16 protein-coding genes and 2 tRNA genes are annotated in these 14,237 nt (G+C 60.5%); 9 read left to right on the top strand and 9 right to left on the bottom strand.

The annotated features are described in order from the left end of the window. Positions 1–8 precede the first annotated feature (8 nt). The 3 genes from V8Z65_RS07030 to V8Z65_RS07020 form a co-directional block, all read right to left on the bottom strand. Positions 9–995, bottom strand: a complete 987-nt coding sequence (locus V8Z65_RS07030) for an ABC transporter permease (protein WP_338723432.1) — start codon at positions 993–995, stop codon at positions 9–11. Between the two features lie 78 nt (positions 996–1,073). Then, positions 1,074–3,020, bottom strand: a complete 1,947-nt coding sequence (locus V8Z65_RS07025; protein WP_338723431.1) for an ABC transporter substrate-binding protein — start codon at positions 3,018–3,020, stop codon at positions 1,074–1,076. Between the two features lie 456 nt (positions 3,021–3,476). Then, positions 3,477–4,517 carry a LacI family DNA-binding transcriptional regulator gene (locus V8Z65_RS07020; protein WP_338723430.1) on the bottom strand — a complete coding sequence of 347 codons (1,041 nt, stop codon included), beginning with the start codon at positions 4,515–4,517 and terminating at the stop codon, positions 3,477–3,479. 274 nt (positions 4,518–4,791) lie between these two features. On the opposite strand from V8Z65_RS07020, the gene V8Z65_RS07015 reads away from it, so the two are divergent. Next, positions 4,792–5,493: an HAD hydrolase-like protein gene (locus V8Z65_RS07015; RefSeq protein ID WP_338723429.1), complete on the top strand. Its 702-nt coding sequence runs from the start codon at positions 4,792–4,794 to the stop codon at positions 5,491–5,493. Positions 5,494–5,499: 6 nt separating this feature from the next. Here the strand turns inward: V8Z65_RS07015 and V8Z65_RS07010 are convergent, their stop codons facing one another. Then, positions 5,500–6,012 (bottom strand): metalloregulator ArsR/SmtB family transcription factor, encoded by a 513-nt coding sequence (locus V8Z65_RS07010; RefSeq protein ID WP_338723428.1) that lies wholly within the window; start codon positions 6,010–6,012, stop codon positions 5,500–5,502. Between the two features lie 166 nt (positions 6,013–6,178). Between V8Z65_RS07010 and V8Z65_RS07005 the strand changes: the two genes are divergently transcribed. Next, a complete protein-coding gene (locus tag V8Z65_RS07005) occupies positions 6,179–6,865 on the top strand; it encodes a hemolysin III family protein (RefSeq protein WP_338723427.1) in 687 nt (228 codons plus the stop codon). Here V8Z65_RS07005 and V8Z65_RS07000 read toward each other — a convergent pair. Both V8Z65_RS07000 and V8Z65_RS06995 read right to left on the bottom strand, forming a co-directional pair. Then, on the bottom strand, positions 6,849–7,325 hold the full coding sequence (locus V8Z65_RS07000) for a DUF192 domain-containing protein (RefSeq protein WP_338723426.1): 477 nt from the start codon (positions 7,323–7,325) through the stop codon (positions 6,849–6,851). The genes V8Z65_RS07005 and V8Z65_RS07000 overlap by 17 nt on opposite strands. A gap of 27 nt (positions 7,326–7,352) precedes the next feature. Continuing rightward, complete coding sequence (locus V8Z65_RS06995; protein ID WP_338723424.1) at positions 7,353–7,973, bottom strand: cold-shock protein; 621 nt, start codon at positions 7,971–7,973, stop codon at positions 7,353–7,355. 189 nt (positions 7,974–8,162) lie between these two features. On the opposite strand from V8Z65_RS06995, the gene V8Z65_RS06990 reads away from it, so the two are divergent. From V8Z65_RS06990 to V8Z65_RS06965, 6 genes are all read left to right on the top strand, one after another. Further along, the gene (locus V8Z65_RS06990; RefSeq protein ID WP_338723423.1) at positions 8,163–8,585 is read left to right on the top strand and encodes a VOC family protein; all 423 of its coding nucleotides are present in this window, start codon (positions 8,163–8,165) and stop codon (positions 8,583–8,585) included. 133 nt (positions 8,586–8,718) lie between these two features. Beyond that, on the top strand, positions 8,719–9,195 hold the full coding sequence (locus tag V8Z65_RS06985; protein ID WP_338723421.1) for a D-Ala-D-Ala carboxypeptidase family metallohydrolase: 477 nt from the start codon (positions 8,719–8,721) through the stop codon (positions 9,193–9,195). A 94-nt stretch (positions 9,196–9,289) separates the two neighbouring features. Further along, a tRNA-Glu gene (locus V8Z65_RS06980) sits at positions 9,290–9,364 on the top strand. A 48-nt stretch (positions 9,365–9,412) separates the two neighbouring features. Continuing rightward, a tRNA-Glu gene (locus V8Z65_RS06975) sits at positions 9,413–9,487 on the top strand. Positions 9,488–9,764: 277 nt separating this feature from the next. Beyond that, the gene (locus V8Z65_RS06970; RefSeq protein ID WP_338723973.1) at positions 9,765–10,130 is read left to right on the top strand and encodes a helix-turn-helix domain-containing protein; all 366 of its coding nucleotides are present in this window, start codon (positions 9,765–9,767) and stop codon (positions 10,128–10,130) included. Further along, entirely contained in the window at positions 10,108–10,620 is a 513-nt protein-coding gene (locus V8Z65_RS06965; RefSeq protein WP_338723420.1) for an SRPBCC family protein, read from the top strand. Before V8Z65_RS06970 ends, V8Z65_RS06965 begins: the two co-directional genes overlap by 23 nt. Before the next feature lie 105 nt (positions 10,621–10,725). On the opposite strand, the gene V8Z65_RS06960 is transcribed toward V8Z65_RS06965, so the two are convergent. Together V8Z65_RS06960 and dinB are read right to left on the bottom strand one after the other, a co-directional pair. Further along, positions 10,726–11,142, bottom strand: a complete 417-nt coding sequence (locus tag V8Z65_RS06960; protein ID WP_338723418.1) for a GFA family protein — start codon at positions 11,140–11,142, stop codon at positions 10,726–10,728. Positions 11,143–11,339: 197 nt separating this feature from the next. Continuing rightward, positions 11,340–12,626, bottom strand: a complete 1,287-nt coding sequence (dinB, locus tag V8Z65_RS06955; protein ID WP_338723417.1) for a DNA polymerase IV — start codon at positions 12,624–12,626, stop codon at positions 11,340–11,342. Positions 12,627–12,758: 132 nt separating this feature from the next. On the opposite strand from dinB, the gene V8Z65_RS06950 reads away from it, so the two are divergent. Further along, a complete protein-coding gene (locus tag V8Z65_RS06950; RefSeq protein WP_338723416.1) occupies positions 12,759–13,403 on the top strand; it encodes an alpha/beta family hydrolase in 645 nt (214 codons plus the stop codon). A gap of 17 nt (positions 13,404–13,420) precedes the next feature. Here V8Z65_RS06950 and V8Z65_RS06945 read toward each other — a convergent pair whose 3' ends face one another. Further along, complete coding sequence (locus V8Z65_RS06945) at positions 13,421–14,233, bottom strand: ABC transporter ATP-binding protein (protein WP_338723415.1); 813 nt, start codon at positions 14,231–14,233, stop codon at positions 13,421–13,423. Positions 14,234–14,237 lie beyond the last annotated feature (4 nt).

Below are 14,237 nucleotides of genomic sequence, written 5' to 3'. Positions count from 1 at the left end.
ACTATGCCTCACGCATAACGGATGCGCGGGTCGAACCACGCCAGGAGTATGTCGGAAATCAGCGTGCCAATCACGGTGAAGGCGCTGAGGATGAGAATGAAGCTGCCGGCCAGATACATGTCCTGCATCTTGAGCGCCTGGAGCAGCAATGGCCCAGTGGTGGGCAGGTTGAGCACGATGGCCGTGATCACGTCACCCGAGAACAAGGCCGGCAGGGCCCAACCGACTGTAGAGATGAAGGGGTTGAGGGCCACACGCACCGGATAGCGCCAGACAACCTGGCGCTCGGAAAGGCCCTGCGCATAAGCGGTTTCCACATAGGGCTTGCCGAGCTCGTCCAGCATATTGGCACGCATCACGCGGATCAGGCCGGCGGCTCCACTTGTCCCCAGCACCACCAGCGGGATCCATAGATGCTGCAAGAGATCGACGAACTTGCCCCAGGACCAAGGAGCATTCTGATAGTCGGTCGAGAATAGGCCGCCCACATCGAGCTGGAGGTAGACGAAGCTGATCCACATCAGGATCAGGGCAAGCAAAAAGTCCGGTGTGCCTTTACCCAGAAAGCCGAACACGGTGAACACGTAGTCGAGCACCGAATATTGCCGCGTGGCCGAATAGACGCCGACGGGTATGGCGATGATCCAGGTAATGATGAGGCTGGCGGTGGACAGGGCCAGTGTGATGGCCAGACGATCCCAGATCAGCGTCGAGACAGGCGCATTCCAGTCGAGCGAATAGCCGAAGTCGCCCTTGAAGATGATGGCTGTGATCCAGCGCCAGTATTGGATCAGAATGGGATCATTGAGCCCCAGGCGCTCGCGCATCGCCTCTTGCTGCACCGCCGAAAGGTAGTCGCCAGACTTTGCCAATTGCGCGGCATAGGCGGTGACATAGTCGCCAGGTGGTAGCTGGATGATGACGAACGAGATAAACGAAATGAAAATCAGCATCGGGATCGATAGAAGCGAACGCCGAAGAATAAAGGCAATCATGCCCGGCCTCCTAAGTCACCGGTCCCAATAGGCAGGTGCCAACCGCGGCGGGAGAGGACCGCGGCCGGCATGGTTGTCTTAGTCCTGGTCGAGCCAGTACTGCTGGGTGCGGGAGAGACCAACTTCGCGGAAGATATCGTCCATGACCAGGTCGGCCTGCACATTGTGCATCCGGTTGGACACGACATTCACCCTGACACCGGCGCCGTGCACGCCGATGACGTAGCCTCCCTCAACAAAGGTCCGGATCAACTCGTTCATCGACTTGTCGGCTTCCTCGACGCTCGGAGCGCTGGAGGCCTTGTCCCACAGGTCATAGATCTTGCGGAAATCGCTGTCGGCGGGCGGCTCGATGCCGCTGGCGCCATCGGTGCTGTACCAGACATAGCTCTGGTTGGCGTAGCTCTCTGACCCCATCATGACGCGCGGATCGGCGGGCACATAGGTCAACCGGTCGAACACGAGATATTGCATGTCGAAATCATTGTTCGCGCGGTTCGTGTCGAACTGGGTGCGATCGATGACGCGCGGCAGGATTTCGATGCCGATTTCCGAATAGCTCTCGGCAATCAGCTCGAGCTGCTTGGACAACGCCATGTCGCCGCCTTCGACGACGATGGTGAAGCGCTTGCCATCGGGACGCAGGCGGAAGCCTTCGCTATCGCGCTCGGCAAGACCGGCCTCGTCGAGCAGTTCGTTGGCCAGGTCTGGATCATACTCGGTCCAGTGGGTCGCTAGGTCTTCCTGGTAATAGGGCGAACCGGCGACCGGCGCGGCCTGGACAGGCTTGGCGAGACCGGACTGGGTCAGCTCAATGATCAGTTCACGGTCGATACCCACCGATAGCGCCTGGCGAACGCGCTCGTCGGCATAGAGCGCATTGAGCGCTTCGTCGGTGGTGTTCATGTTGGGGATCAGCGACCAGACGCCCGAACCGAGCCAAGGCACCAGGTGGAAGTTCCCGCGCTCCTCGTTCTCCTTGTAGAAATCGTAGGGCTCGCTCATGCCGCGGTCCTGGGCGTCGATCTGCCCCTGGGCCACCATCAGCGCCAGGCTCTGCGGGTCCTGGTAGAGCCGGTGGTTGATGCGATCGATATAGGGAAGCTGGTTTCCTTCCTGGTCGACGGCCCAGTAGTAGGGATTTCGCACCATGGTGACGTTCTCTGCCGGGGCCGGCGTCTCGATCTTCCAGGCGGTGAGCACCGGCAGGTCGGGATTGGCCCACCACGCCGTCGCAGCACCCTTGGAACCCCAAAGATCGGTCCAGCTCGCCACGCCAAATTCAGCGGCCGCGGCGGCCAGCTCTTCTTCGCTGGCATATTTGTCGTTGAACTGGCTGAGATAGTGCTTGGGGAAGACGAAGCTGGGACGGTCCAGGCTCGGCTCGCCCGTCGAATCCTTAGCCAGAATCTGTAGGAAATACACGTAAGGCTGGGCGAACTTGACCGTGAAGGTGCGCTCGTCGGCAATCTCGAGCTCCATCGGCACGCCGCCGGGGGAGAAGGTCGGATCGATGGTGGCCACGATCTTGGGATTGAGGAAGATATCCTCGTACCAGAAGCGGACATCCTCGGTGGTGACGGGATGACCATCCGACCATTTCAGCCCCTCGAGCAAGGTGAAGGTGAATTCGGTCGAGTCCTCGTTGACGGAATAGCTTTCGATATAGCCCGGCGTCAACTGCGCGGTGCCGTCCGGACCGGCGGCCCATTTGAGCACACGCTCTTCCATCAACTTGGTCGGGCCCCAACGGTCGCCCGGGCCGCTATAGGCGCGGCGCCAGGTGCCGCCATATTCACCCACACTCAAGGCATCGACCACGGTGGGGTTGGTGGGCAGTCGCTCCTCGACAGGCGGCAGTGTGCCGGCCTCCACCATCTCGGTCAGCATCGGGGCCTCCTGGAAGGCCCAGGCGGACACTGTTAGGGCCGCGGTTGATAGTGCCGCGAGCGAAATCGTCGCGAACCAGTTCTTGGCATTCATGGACTTCTCCTCATCACCTACGCGCAGCACCGTCAGGGCCATCAACGCGCGTCTATTCGTTGTGGGGATGCCTTAGATCATGCAAAAATTTTTGCACTAAAACCTCCCTCCCTCTCCTGCCTCTGCGCGGGCGCCTGCACATAACGCGCTAAATCAGGCGGCTCTCGCTGTAGCGGGATGCATAGTTGCGCCTGTTGTCGGTCGGCGCAATACGAAAAGAATTTCATTGCTGCGCTTTGCGACCATTCCCGGCTGGACAACGCGGAAGTCACCATTCGAGAAATCCAAGGAACTCAAGAAGATAGCCGTTCGGATGGTGGACCGATCGCTCCTTCAGACCACCACGAAAAAATTCTCCAAATAGTTACTTAGAGGGCGGAACGGGCCCTGCTTCGGCACCGAATCCGACCGGATCGGCCGGCCAAAAGCAGAAATGAAACGTCGGACGCTCCTCTGCAACGGAGCGAATTGGAACCTAGGGAAGATGGCTTGGCATGACTACTCGGCAAGGGCGCGCACACTGCCGCGAATGGTCAGACGGCAGCCGAGCTCAAGCCGGTTTGCCGGCCATTCGGCGTTGGCGGCGACTATGCGCTGTTCCAGCAAATTGAGCGCAGACAGCCCAATATAGTCGAGAGGGACGGTCACCGTCGTCAGGGTGGGCGCGGTGAACTCGCCCATTGCGACGCCGTCGAACCCCACCACGGAAACGTCGCGCGGCAGAACATAGCCGGCGTCCTTAAGCGCAGATATGACGCCCAGGGCCAGATTGTCGGCGGCGCAGAATATGGCCGTGACACCACCCAGACCTTCATGCTTGGCGATCCAGCGCCGGATCGCCGCGGCGCCCATATCGGGAAAATATCCCTCGGCATGGTGCACATAGGCCGTTTCCAGAGACAGATCGTTCGCCCGGAATGCGTCGAGGAAGCCATCCCGACGACGACGCACGGTGCTTCGCCCTTCCCAGGTCAGATGCATGATGGCGCGGTGCCCCTGCGCGATCAGCCAATTGGTGGCGTAGCGCGCGGCAAAACGGTTGCCGGGCGTGACGCTGTCAATCTGCATCTCATGATCTTCGCCGTTCATCAGGACGGCCGGGATGCCCGAACGGGCGATCTCCTTTAGCAGTTCGGGACGATCATCGTTGAGCAGCAATATTCCCTCGACCTCGGCTTGCCGGGCCTGTTCGACCAGCTTTGAAACGCTGAAACTGGGCGTGTCCACCTCGATGGGCAGCACACGGATCGAGCGACGCTCGCATTCGCGCATGAGACGGCTCAATATCGTCCAGGAGAAGAGATTGTGCTGGTTGTTCGGAAGCGTATCGCTCGGAACCGCCAGCATTATGCTGCGCAATACCGCGATGCTGGCCTTTTCGCGCCGCCGGGCGAGATATCCGAGTTCTCTGGCTGCATCCAAGACCCGTTCGCGGACCTCCAGAGAGATTGGCGCCGTTCCATTGAGCACGTGAGACACGGTTGATGCCGCCACTTCGGCGCGAGCGGCGATATCCTTGATCCCGACCCTACGGCTCATGCGCTGTCCCTCTTACCGATGATGAATTGCATGTACTCTATGTGTCCTGGTCCCGCTTTCCGCAACAATAGTCGTAATCTGTGAACGCAGAGCAGCGGGCTCCAATAGACTGAACGACCCTCTGCCCGGCAACGACCGCTGTGCTTCGCTGGCAGCATTGCGCCAGAGCACACAACAATCACGAAAAGGGTTGTTCGGCCACGCGAATTGGGCCACCTTGGTCGCCCACTAGGGGGCAAATCCACTGGCCGAAGACGCGAACCGACCCACCATCGTGCTATTTGATCTCGATGGGACATTGGTGCACCACGTCAATCCGCGCGTGCTGCAAATGCTCGAGTTCCTGGACGATTGCTCGCACCGGGGCGGTCGGCTGGTGGCGCGGTTTCGGCTGGCGCGCCGGCATATGACAAGCCCTCATCGCGCCCCCAAGCTCCTGATTCATCGCGCTATCCACAGGGTGCGTCGGAAGAGCGTTGAACAAATGCTCGAACCTTGTGAGACCATGCGGGCGGTGCTCGAGAAATTGCGCGCCGAGGGCGTTGCCCTGGGTGTGGTCAGCAATGGCCTTGGCCGAGGCTATGGCCATGATGCGCTAAAGGCTTTTGACCTGCGCAAGTATTTCAGCGCGGCGGTCTTTCGGGAGGACGTTGCACGCGGCAAGCCCTGGCCCGATTCGATCGTCGCAGCCCTTAAGGGGCTCGGCCGCGAGCTGCGTAGCAATGATGTGATCTGGTATATCGGCGATCAGCGCAAGGATATTGGCGCGGCCCTGGCGGCGTCCCATGTCATTGGTCACACTATTCGGCCTTTCGCCCTTGGCGCACGTGCGGCGCTCGGGGCGATAGAGGCCCGCCTGTCACCTGCGCAGATCATGTGGACGCCCGCGGATTTCGAGCGCAGCGTGGAGCAAGCGTTCGACATCGAGCCGCTCGAAAAGCCACTGGCCGCGTCCCTGCCCGCCCAATTCATCTGAGCTGAGCTAGAAATCGAAGCCCATCTGGCTGACAGGCGTGTCTTTGGCGGCGCGCGGAGTACGGTCGGGCTTTGGCGCGAAGAGTGGCTGGTCGTCTTGCGACGCGGTCTTTCCGCCCGCCTCGGGCGGCGTGGGCCGCCGGACCTTTTTCGGCGCCGACGGTTTGATGACGATCATATCGGTGGGAGCCGTCGCGGCCCGGACTGGCGCTTCCTTTTCGGCGGCAGGCGCCTCCTCCGTGTCGGACGCCGCGACGCCGTTGAGCCACTTTATCGCGCCGGAAAGCTTCGTGATTTTCAATGTATAGAGATTTTCGCGACCCTTCTTGACCTCGACCACAAGGCCGGCCGTCTTGAGGACGCGCAGGTGACGCGAAATCGCCGGGCGGCTGATCGAAAATGCGTCGGCAAGCTGATGCACGGGGATAGGGCCGGCCAGCAAAATTTCCACGATGCGGCAGCGTGTGGCATCTGCCAACGCTGAATAGATTGCGATGGGGGGCTTGGCGCGTTTCGTCATGAACCCGTTAGAGTAACGGCAGCGTTACACGTCAAGCCGGGTTCGGGCCGGTTAGGAATTGTTCACCAGGATTCTTCGTTACCAGTTCACATTGGCGACAGGTGCCCACGGAAGGCAACACATTGGTCACATCCGCGCCACACGATAGGGGCAAGGAGGATGGATGATGAGAGACATTGCCAGCACCAGAGCCAAGTTCGGCGCGCGTTTGCGCCGGGCCTATTCCACAGCCGAACTCGTCGTCGATGCCGTGGTCCACATCCTGGGCCTGGTCGGTGCGGTCGCTGCCGGTTCCATATTGCTGGCGCTTGCCCTCATGCAGACAGCGCCGGAAGCGTTTCCGGCCCTGTTGGTCTATGTCGCGACGCTTGTTGTGGTGCTGGGCGTGTCACTGGCTTTCAATCTCTGGCCCAATACCCCGGTCAAAAACTATCTCGCACGGTTTGACCAAGCGGCGATCTTTCTCTTCATCGCGGGCTCCTACACCCCTTTTCTGGCTGCTTTGGGCGGAACGCCGGCCGGGGTGGTGATGATGAGCCTTGTCTGGGGTGCTTCGCTGGTCGGTGTTGCGCTGAAGCTGATTGTGCCGGAGCGGTTCGGACGGGTTGCCATTGCGCTTTACCTGGCGATTGGCTGGAGTGGCGTGCTGGTCTTTCAGGCACTGGGACAGGCCCTACCCGCTTCCACGCTTTGGCTGCTGCTGGCCGGCGGCGTAACCTATTCTGCCGGCATCATTTTCCATCTATGGGAAAAGCTGAAATTTCAGAACGCGCTATGGCACGTTTTTGTAGTCGCAGGCGCGAGCCTTCACCTGTGGGCGGTGATCGACTGCATGGTTATTGCGCGGCTGTGATCCGCGCATGCTGCACAGTATCGCCGGCTTTGATGCCCAGTTCGACTGACCGGCCACCAGGAATTTCGAGCACGAATTGAACCGGCCCATCGGACGGGATGGAAGTCGTGTCATGCGGCCGGGCATTGACGTGGATATTGGATATCTCGCCATCGGCCTGAATGAACAGCATATCGAGTGGGATATAGGTGTTGCGCATCCAGAACGAGACCGGACGCTCTTCCTTGAAGTCGAACAACATACCCGCATCGTCTGCCAGTTCCTGGCGATACATGAGCCCTTGCGCACGGGCCTGAGGGGTGTCGACCACCTCGACAGTGAAGGCGTGCTCGCCACTGTCCGAATGCACCACCAAACGCGCCTCGTCACTGCATGCGGCAAGAGGCAAACTAACCAGCACAATCGCCGCCGACGCGGCAAGGCTGCGCAGCGGTTGCAAGACCCTGGCGATCGGCGACATTGCTTCATTCATCTGCAGCGCGGGCGGTTAGTGCGAGGACGGAGCGTCGCCCCAGCCATCTGGCCGAATTTCGGCAACCATGAGGCCCTTGGGGCCCTGGCCATAACGCACCAGCACAAACTGCCCAGGGCGCAGTTCGGTGATACCGAAGCGGCGTAAGGTTTCCATATGCACGAAGACGTCGGGCGTTCCCTCGCCCGCGGACAGAAAGCCAAAACCGCGAATGCGATTGAACCATTTCACCTCCAGCCGCACCATGCCGGAGGTTGCCTCGACCACGACATGAGTGCGCGGCGCAGGCATTTGCGATGGATGGCGGGCGGTCGACTCGTCCATGGAGACCACGCGGAAAGCCTGCAGGCCGCCAGGGCGGTTGAGCGCCTCGACGACGATGCGGGCACCCTCATAGGCCGTCTGATAGCCGTCACGGCGCAGGCATGTCACATGGAGCAGGACATCGGCCATGCCGTTGTCAGGAACAATAAAGCCGAAGCCCTTGCCGGCGTCGAACCATTTTATCGTGCCGGCAATTTCAATCGTGTCGCTGGCGAGCTGATGGTCACCCTGCACGTCGTCGTGGCGCGTTACCGCGCCCGACTGCGTCAGGTCGGTGGCCTTGTTACCCTCGCCGCCGCTTTTGGCCCCCATGTCCCAAACGCCTTCTCACTCGCCCGCACAATGCGGGTACTCCTCACTAGACATGGGACAGCATGGCCGATTCAGGCGCAAAAGTTAAGAAGGTCTTGCGATTTTGTTGACAGCTTACCTTACCCATTGTTGCGACGTCGCGGCGAGCTTGATAGCTCTGGGCCACCAATCAGGTCAGAGGAGAAAGCCTTGAAATATCTGCACACAATGGTGCGTGTCACCGATATCGAGGAGAGCCTCCGTTTCTACTGCCAGGGCCTTGGCCTGGAGGAGGTTCGCCGGACGGAAAACGAAAAGGGCCGGTTCACGCTGATTTTCCTTCGTGCACCGGGCGACGAGGGCGGAGAGGTCGAGCTGACTTATAATTGGGATCCCGACCCGCAGCCCTATTCTGGCGGTCGCAATTTTGGCCACCTCGCTTATCGGGTGCAGGACATCTACGCCCTTTGCCAGCATCTGTCGGATATGGGCGTGACCATCAATCGCCCGCCGCGCGATGGCCATATGGCCTTTGTGCGCTCGCCCGACGGCATATCCGTGGAGCTGATCCAGGATGGGCACCTTGAACCCAAGGAGCCATGGGCCTCGATGGCCAATACCGGCACGTGGTAGCAATCTGCCAGACTTAAGGTTTCGCTAACTGTGCCGCTTAGCCAGCAGTTAGCGAAACCGCTCTAATTTTAGCGATCGAACCCCAATGCCCATTGCTTGTTGCCAATGTGCGACACGCCACGGGAAGGTCGCTATGTCACGTCTTCTTCGTTCCTTTGCCATTCTCCTCGTTTCCGCACTGGCGCTTGCCGGCTGCCTGCCCATGGCCATGTTCGCCAGCGGCAGCGGCCCGGGATATTCGGGCCTGAAGCAGGATTGGGGCACCTATGTCAGCTCGAGCAATGTCAATGCACTGTGCATCTCGCCGAAACTGCGCTTTGTAATATGGGAATTCGAAGGCCGGTTCGGCAAGAAGGTGGTGATGAACTCGGGCTATCGCAACGCTTTCCACAATGCCTCTGTGGGTGGGGCGGATAATTCCTATCACACCAAGTGCATGGCAGCGGATTTCTACATTCCCGGGGTTTCCAAACAGGACCTCATCGCCTTTGCGATGACCGTGGACGGCGTTGGCGGCCTGGGCTGCTATCCCGGGCGCAGCTTTATCCATGTCGACGTCCGCGACCGGCCCCGCGGCTATCGCCGGCCCGTCACCTTCTCGGGCTGTTGATAAGTCGGGGGCGACGAAAAAAAGCGCATGGGATCAATGCAAACAGGGTTGCACAATCAAAAGCACCCCATTATACGACGCCCATCGCGCTGATGCGCCCTTCGTCTATCGGTTAGGACGGCACCCTTTCACGGTGCAGAGAGGGGTTCGATTCCCCTAGGGCGTACCACCTTCCCCCTGCTTTTTGAGCATGCGGCGAAGTCGAAGCGATAACCGTGCGCCCATCGTCTAGCGGTCAGGACGACGCCCTCTCACGGCGTAAACAGGGGTTCGATTCCCCTTGGGCGTACCAATTTCCCCCCTTCATTTTGAATGCTGTCCGGTGCGCGCCGTCTCGATCCGCATGACGCAGTGCGTTTATGGCTTCACGGCGCAACGCTTCCGGCGATAAGGATTTTTAGTCCGGACCGAGCTGCTGCCATTGCCTTCCATGTTCGGATCGCGGATTGGCAGGGGACCCGCACCAAGGCCCCGCGGCGCATGCCCTCACCTGAATGGCTATTCGCGATTTGCGCAGACGACCTCAAACCGCTCTTGCATGTCCTGGGCGAACCATTACACTGAACTATATGGTTCAGTATTCTCAAACTCGTTTCGATATTTCATTTGCCGCGCTGTCGGATGTCACGCGGCGCGGCGTGCTGGAGCAGCTTGCCCGTTCGGACGCTTCGATAGGCGACCTTGCCGACCGATTCCACATGACCCTTACGGGCATGAAGAAGCATGTCGACGTTCTGGTGCGGGCAGGACTAGTGACCACCGAGAAGGTGGGACGCGTGCGAAAGTGCAGGCTTGGGCAAAGCCGGCTGGAGGAAGAGATGGCCTGGATCGAGCGCTATCGTCAGCTTTGGGATGCGCGCTTCGACGCGCTTGACCTGGTTATTGACGACTTGAAACAGAGGGAACAAGCCGATGGACGACATGAAAGCGAATAGACCAAGCCCGGCAAAAGAACGCACAAATGTGGAGAGGCGATCCGAGCGGGAACTGATCATCACCCGAACTTTCGATGGCCCCGCGCGTCTGGTCTTCGAGGCCTGGACAACGCCGGAACTGCTGATGCGCTGGTGGACACCGAAGTCCTTCGGCATCACATTCATCTCCTGCGAGGCGGATGTGCGCACCGGGGGCACATATCGCTTCGTGTTCGGCCACCCCGACTTCGACCAGCCCATGGCCTTTTTCGGCCGATATATCGAGGTGACGCCGCCCACCCGTCTCGTCTGGACGAATGAAGAGAACGATGAGGGCTCGGTGACCACCGCCACTTTTGCGGACAAAGACGGCAAGACCCTTCTGGTTCTTTCCGACCTTTATCCGTCCAAGGACGCGCTCGACGCCGCGATCGCATCGGGCAGCACGGGCGCCTATCCCGAACAGTTCGAAGAGCTGGATACGGTATTGTCAGCCTTGCTCGCGGAGTAAGAAGGCGGCAATTTGGGGCCGTTCCGCTGCCGGTGGCCAATCCCGCAGAACAGGCGCTGCAGGACGAATGGCGTTCGGGTGTGGCCCTCACGGCCTTCCTGGTCTCTATTGCCCGTAAGCGGTTCCATCTGCGGCGATACCGGGGAGTGGCGGCAACCAGGGCAGAACCGATCGGTACCAGAATTGACGTTTTGGTGCCAATTCGCGCCTCTGAGTCAGGACGCCCACGCGAAGGCCGAGGCTTCTTGACCCGGCAGGCTCGTCGGAAGTCGCATAGATTGGAGAACCGCATTCGGCGCAAAATGCCTGTTGCCGCTTCCTGCCACTCTCGGCGGTCTTCACGTAAATTTTCGGCACCCCGGTTTTGAGATGAAATTGGCTCTCCGGACACGGCACCATAACCCGGAAAGCGGTACCGGAAAGCTGCTGGCAATCGGTGCAATGACAAATGCGAACCCGTTCGGGGTCGATGTCCGCTTCGAATGTGATTGCGCCACAATGGCACGATCCGTCCACTTTCATCCTGGCCTCCTGCATGCGTAGTGAGCAATTTCAGCACGTCGGGCTGTTTTGCCGCAAACTTTTATCTCGCCCACTGACTGGCCATGACGGCGTTGGGGTGCCCGTCTTCGCAGTTCGAGCGTGGCTCTCATGGCCTTCTTGACTTGAAGGGCTCCACTGGAGCCCTTCAAGTCAATGCCAAGTGTCTTCGAAGCGCCTCAAACCTCTCCGCTGGAGAGGTTTGCCCGATGGGACGGCGCCAAGCTTTTCTCGGCCAGTTCGCGGAAGGCGTCGGGCACGGATTTCGGTCGTTCGAGTTGGGTAATGGCGTAGCCGATGGCCTGGCGGCCGAAACGCGCGCGCGCCCTGTCCATGGCCTGGTCGGCGGAGAAGCGAGCCGCGCCCCGGCGAGTGCCGGGTCGATGTCGTTCATCATCAAGGTCCAGGGGCAATTCGAGCTGGAGATGAGGCTGTGCGCCGATATGTGAAACGGAGATGGCGAGAAGAGTAATAACCTTTTCTTGTGCGTGCTCACCAAGCGCCACACGTACCAACTCCTCGGCAATTTCGGCGACGATGAGAGTGGCAGAAACCGGCGCGTCAAGGGTATGCGAGCGGGTGATGGCACGCATATCGGCAAAGCGGATGCGCACGGTAATCGTGCGGCCAGCCAGTCCCTTGGCGCGCAAGCGCGCGGTGATGCGGTCGGCCAGGTAACGCAGGGTCGGCTTATAGGTGGCCTCCGTGGCCGGCCTGCGGCCGAGTGCGGACTGGGCGCCGACAGAACGGGCGCTTTGGCGGGTTTCGACAGCGCGGGTGTCGCGGTCCCAGGCCAGATCGGACAACTTTTCGCCCAGGGCCTCGCCCAGCAGACCGCGCAGAGACTTGCCAGGCGTACTGGCCAATTGGCCGATTGTCGCAATGCCCTCCTGCTTGAGCCGCGCCTCGGTGACCGGCCCAACACCCCACATAAGGCCCACGGGCAGATCGTGCAGGAATTCGAGTTCGGTACCAGGGCGGACCACGACAAGCCCGTCGGGCTTCGCCACCTGGGAGGCGACCTTTGCCAAGTGTTTGGTACGTGCTACGCCGACCGAAATAGGCAAGCCCAATTCGTCGCGCACACGCCGGCGGATGGTCGCGGCAATCTCCTCGGGCGGGCCAAAAAGATGGGTGCAGCCAGCGACATCGGCAAAGGCCTCGTCAATGGAGATGCGTTCCACCAGCGGGGTAAAATCGCGCATGACGGCAATCGCGGCGTCACCCAGTCGCTGATATTGGTCAAAGTGGCCGGGGGTGAAGATGAGGTGCGGGCACAGTTCACGCGCGCGGCGCCCGGACATGCCGCCACGCACGCCGAAAGCCTTAGCCTGGTAAGACGCGGCGAGCACGACCCCGCCCCCAACGGCCATAGCCTTGCCGCGCAAATCCGGATTCAGCAATTGCTCGACCGAGGCATAGAAGGAGTCGAGATCGGCATGAAGAATGGTCGCCGCGGCAGCCATGGCGTCACCTATGCGATATGTGTTCTTATTTTGTTCTGTCGCGACCGCTATTGTCAATGGCTGGATCGGAATGGCACACCAGACCGGGCGATGGATGGACGACCGCAGGGACCGGCCGAGGGCTGAGAGGACATGGCAATAGAATTTCTCTTTGACGGCCCGGAAGAGGCGGCGGCAACCTTGCTGTTGGCGCATGGCGCCGGAGCGCCCATGGACTCTGCATCGATGACTGCCGCCGCCAAGGCTCTGGCCGAGCAGGGCCTCCGGATCGCACGGTTCGAATTCGGCTATATGGCCGCTCGGCGGAGCGGTGACGGACGCAAGCCGCCGCCCAAGGCCGAGAAATTGATGCCGGAATATCGAGCCGCTGTATATGAACTCGGGCGGACGAATGGCCCATTGATCATCGGCGGTAAGTCGATGGGCGGCCGGGTGGCGAGCATGATAGCCGACGAGCTCTTTGCGGCGGGACGTATTGCGGGCCTAGCATGCCTTGGTTATCCGTTTCATCCGCTCGGCAAGCCGGAGCAATTACGGACAGCGCATCTGGAGGGCCTGCGAACCCCTGCCCTGCTCATTCAAGGCGCGCGGGACGAGTTCGGCACCAGGGACGAGGTTGCGCACTATGAGCTGTCGTCGCAGATCGGACTTATCTGGCTGGAGGATGGCGACCATGACCTCAAACCACGCAAGACCATTTCCGGCTATTCTGCGGCGGACCATTTGCGAACCATGGCAAGTGAAGTGGCGCGGTGGATCGATAGATTGTCGAGCTAGCGACCCTGCAGACACGTTCAGGCCGCCGCCTTTTCGACATGGTGCCGGCCAATAGGCACGATCATCGGCGTGTTGGAGACCGGATCGAGCATAATATGCGAGGTCATGCCGAAAACGTCTTTCACGACGGCCTGGGTGACCACGTCTATAGGCCGGCCCGCCGCGACGATTTTGCCCGCCTTCATGGCCACAAGGTGGTCGGCATAGCGGCAGGCAAGGTTCAAATCATGCAGCACCACGACCACGGTACGGCCGCGATGCCTGACGAGGTCGGTCAGCAGGTCAAGCACTTCCACCTGGTGATTGATGTCGAGAAAAGTCGTGGGTTCGTCGAGCAGAAGCAGATCGGTTTGCTGCGCCAAAGCCATGGCAATCCAGACGCGCTGGCGCTGACCACCGGAGAGCTCGTCAACAGGGCGATCGGCCAGTTCGGCAGTGTCGGTGGCGACCAGCGCCTCGGCAACAGCCGCGTCGTCTTCAGGCGTCCAACGACGAAACCAGCCCTGGTGTGGATAGCGGCCACGGCCCACCAGATCTGTCACGGAAATGGCGTCTGGAGCGACGGGGCTTTGCGGCAGGACACCGAGCACGGTTGCAACATCGCGTGTCGGCAATTGATGGATGGGCTTGCCATCGAGATAGACAGCGCCACGCGTCGGTATCAGCAGGCGGGCCAGACCTCGTAGCAACGTGGACTTGCCGCAAGCGTTGGCGCCGACGATGGCTGTGAGCTTGCCAGGCGGCAGGGTCAGATCGAGGCTCGAGACTATCTGGCGTTCGCCATAGGCAAGATCGAGGCCGGCGGCGAGAAGCTGGTGATTTGCAGACATGGTC

It is taken from the genome of Devosia sp. XK-2 (assembly GCF_037113415.1).
Taxonomy (GTDB): domain Bacteria; phylum Pseudomonadota; class Alphaproteobacteria; order Rhizobiales; family Devosiaceae; genus Devosia.
The sequence above is the reverse complement of the archived record's forward strand: the minus strand, read 5'-3'. Positions and strand labels throughout refer to the sequence as shown.

Excerpts from the sequence above, each read along its gene's own strand:
- V8Z65_RS06970 (WP_338723973.1), top strand. The coding sequence starts at position 9,765 with ATGGTTCAGTATTCTCAAACTCGTTTCGATATTTCATTTGCCGCGCTG.
- V8Z65_RS07000 (WP_338723426.1), bottom strand. The coding sequence starts at position 7,325 with ATGTCGCCGATCGCCAGGGTCTTGCAACCGCTGCGCAGCCTTGCCGCG.
- V8Z65_RS07010 (WP_338723428.1), bottom strand. The coding sequence starts at position 6,012 with ATGACGAAACGCGCCAAGCCCCCCATCGCAATCTATTCAGCGTTGGCA.
- V8Z65_RS07005 (WP_338723427.1), top strand. The coding sequence starts at position 6,179 with ATGAGAGACATTGCCAGCACCAGAGCCAAGTTCGGCGCGCGTTTGCGC.
- V8Z65_RS07025 (WP_338723431.1), bottom strand. The coding sequence starts at position 3,020 with ATGGCCCTGACGGTGCTGCGCGTAGGTGATGAGGAGAAGTCCATGAAT.
- V8Z65_RS07020 (WP_338723430.1), bottom strand. The coding sequence starts at position 4,517 with ATGAGCCGTAGGGTCGGGATCAAGGATATCGCCGCTCGCGCCGAAGTG.
- V8Z65_RS06965 (WP_338723420.1), top strand. The coding sequence starts at position 10,108 with ATGGACGACATGAAAGCGAATAGACCAAGCCCGGCAAAAGAACGCACA.
- V8Z65_RS06945 (WP_338723415.1), bottom strand. The coding sequence starts at position 14,233 with ATGTCTGCAAATCACCAGCTTCTCGCCGCCGGCCTCGATCTTGCCTAT.
- V8Z65_RS06995 (WP_338723424.1), bottom strand. The coding sequence starts at position 7,973 with ATGGGGGCCAAAAGCGGCGGCGAGGGTAACAAGGCCACCGACCTGACG.
- V8Z65_RS07030 (WP_338723432.1), bottom strand. The coding sequence starts at position 995 with ATGATTGCCTTTATTCTTCGGCGTTCGCTTCTATCGATCCCGATGCTG.
- V8Z65_RS06985 (WP_338723421.1), top strand. The coding sequence starts at position 8,719 with ATGTCACGTCTTCTTCGTTCCTTTGCCATTCTCCTCGTTTCCGCACTG.
- V8Z65_RS06960 (WP_338723418.1), bottom strand. The coding sequence starts at position 11,142 with ATGAAAGTGGACGGATCGTGCCATTGTGGCGCAATCACATTCGAAGCG.
- V8Z65_RS06950 (WP_338723416.1), top strand. The coding sequence starts at position 12,759 with ATGGCAATAGAATTTCTCTTTGACGGCCCGGAAGAGGCGGCGGCAACC.
- dinB (WP_338723417.1), bottom strand. The coding sequence starts at position 12,626 with ATGGCTGCCGCGGCGACCATTCTTCATGCCGATCTCGACTCCTTCTAT.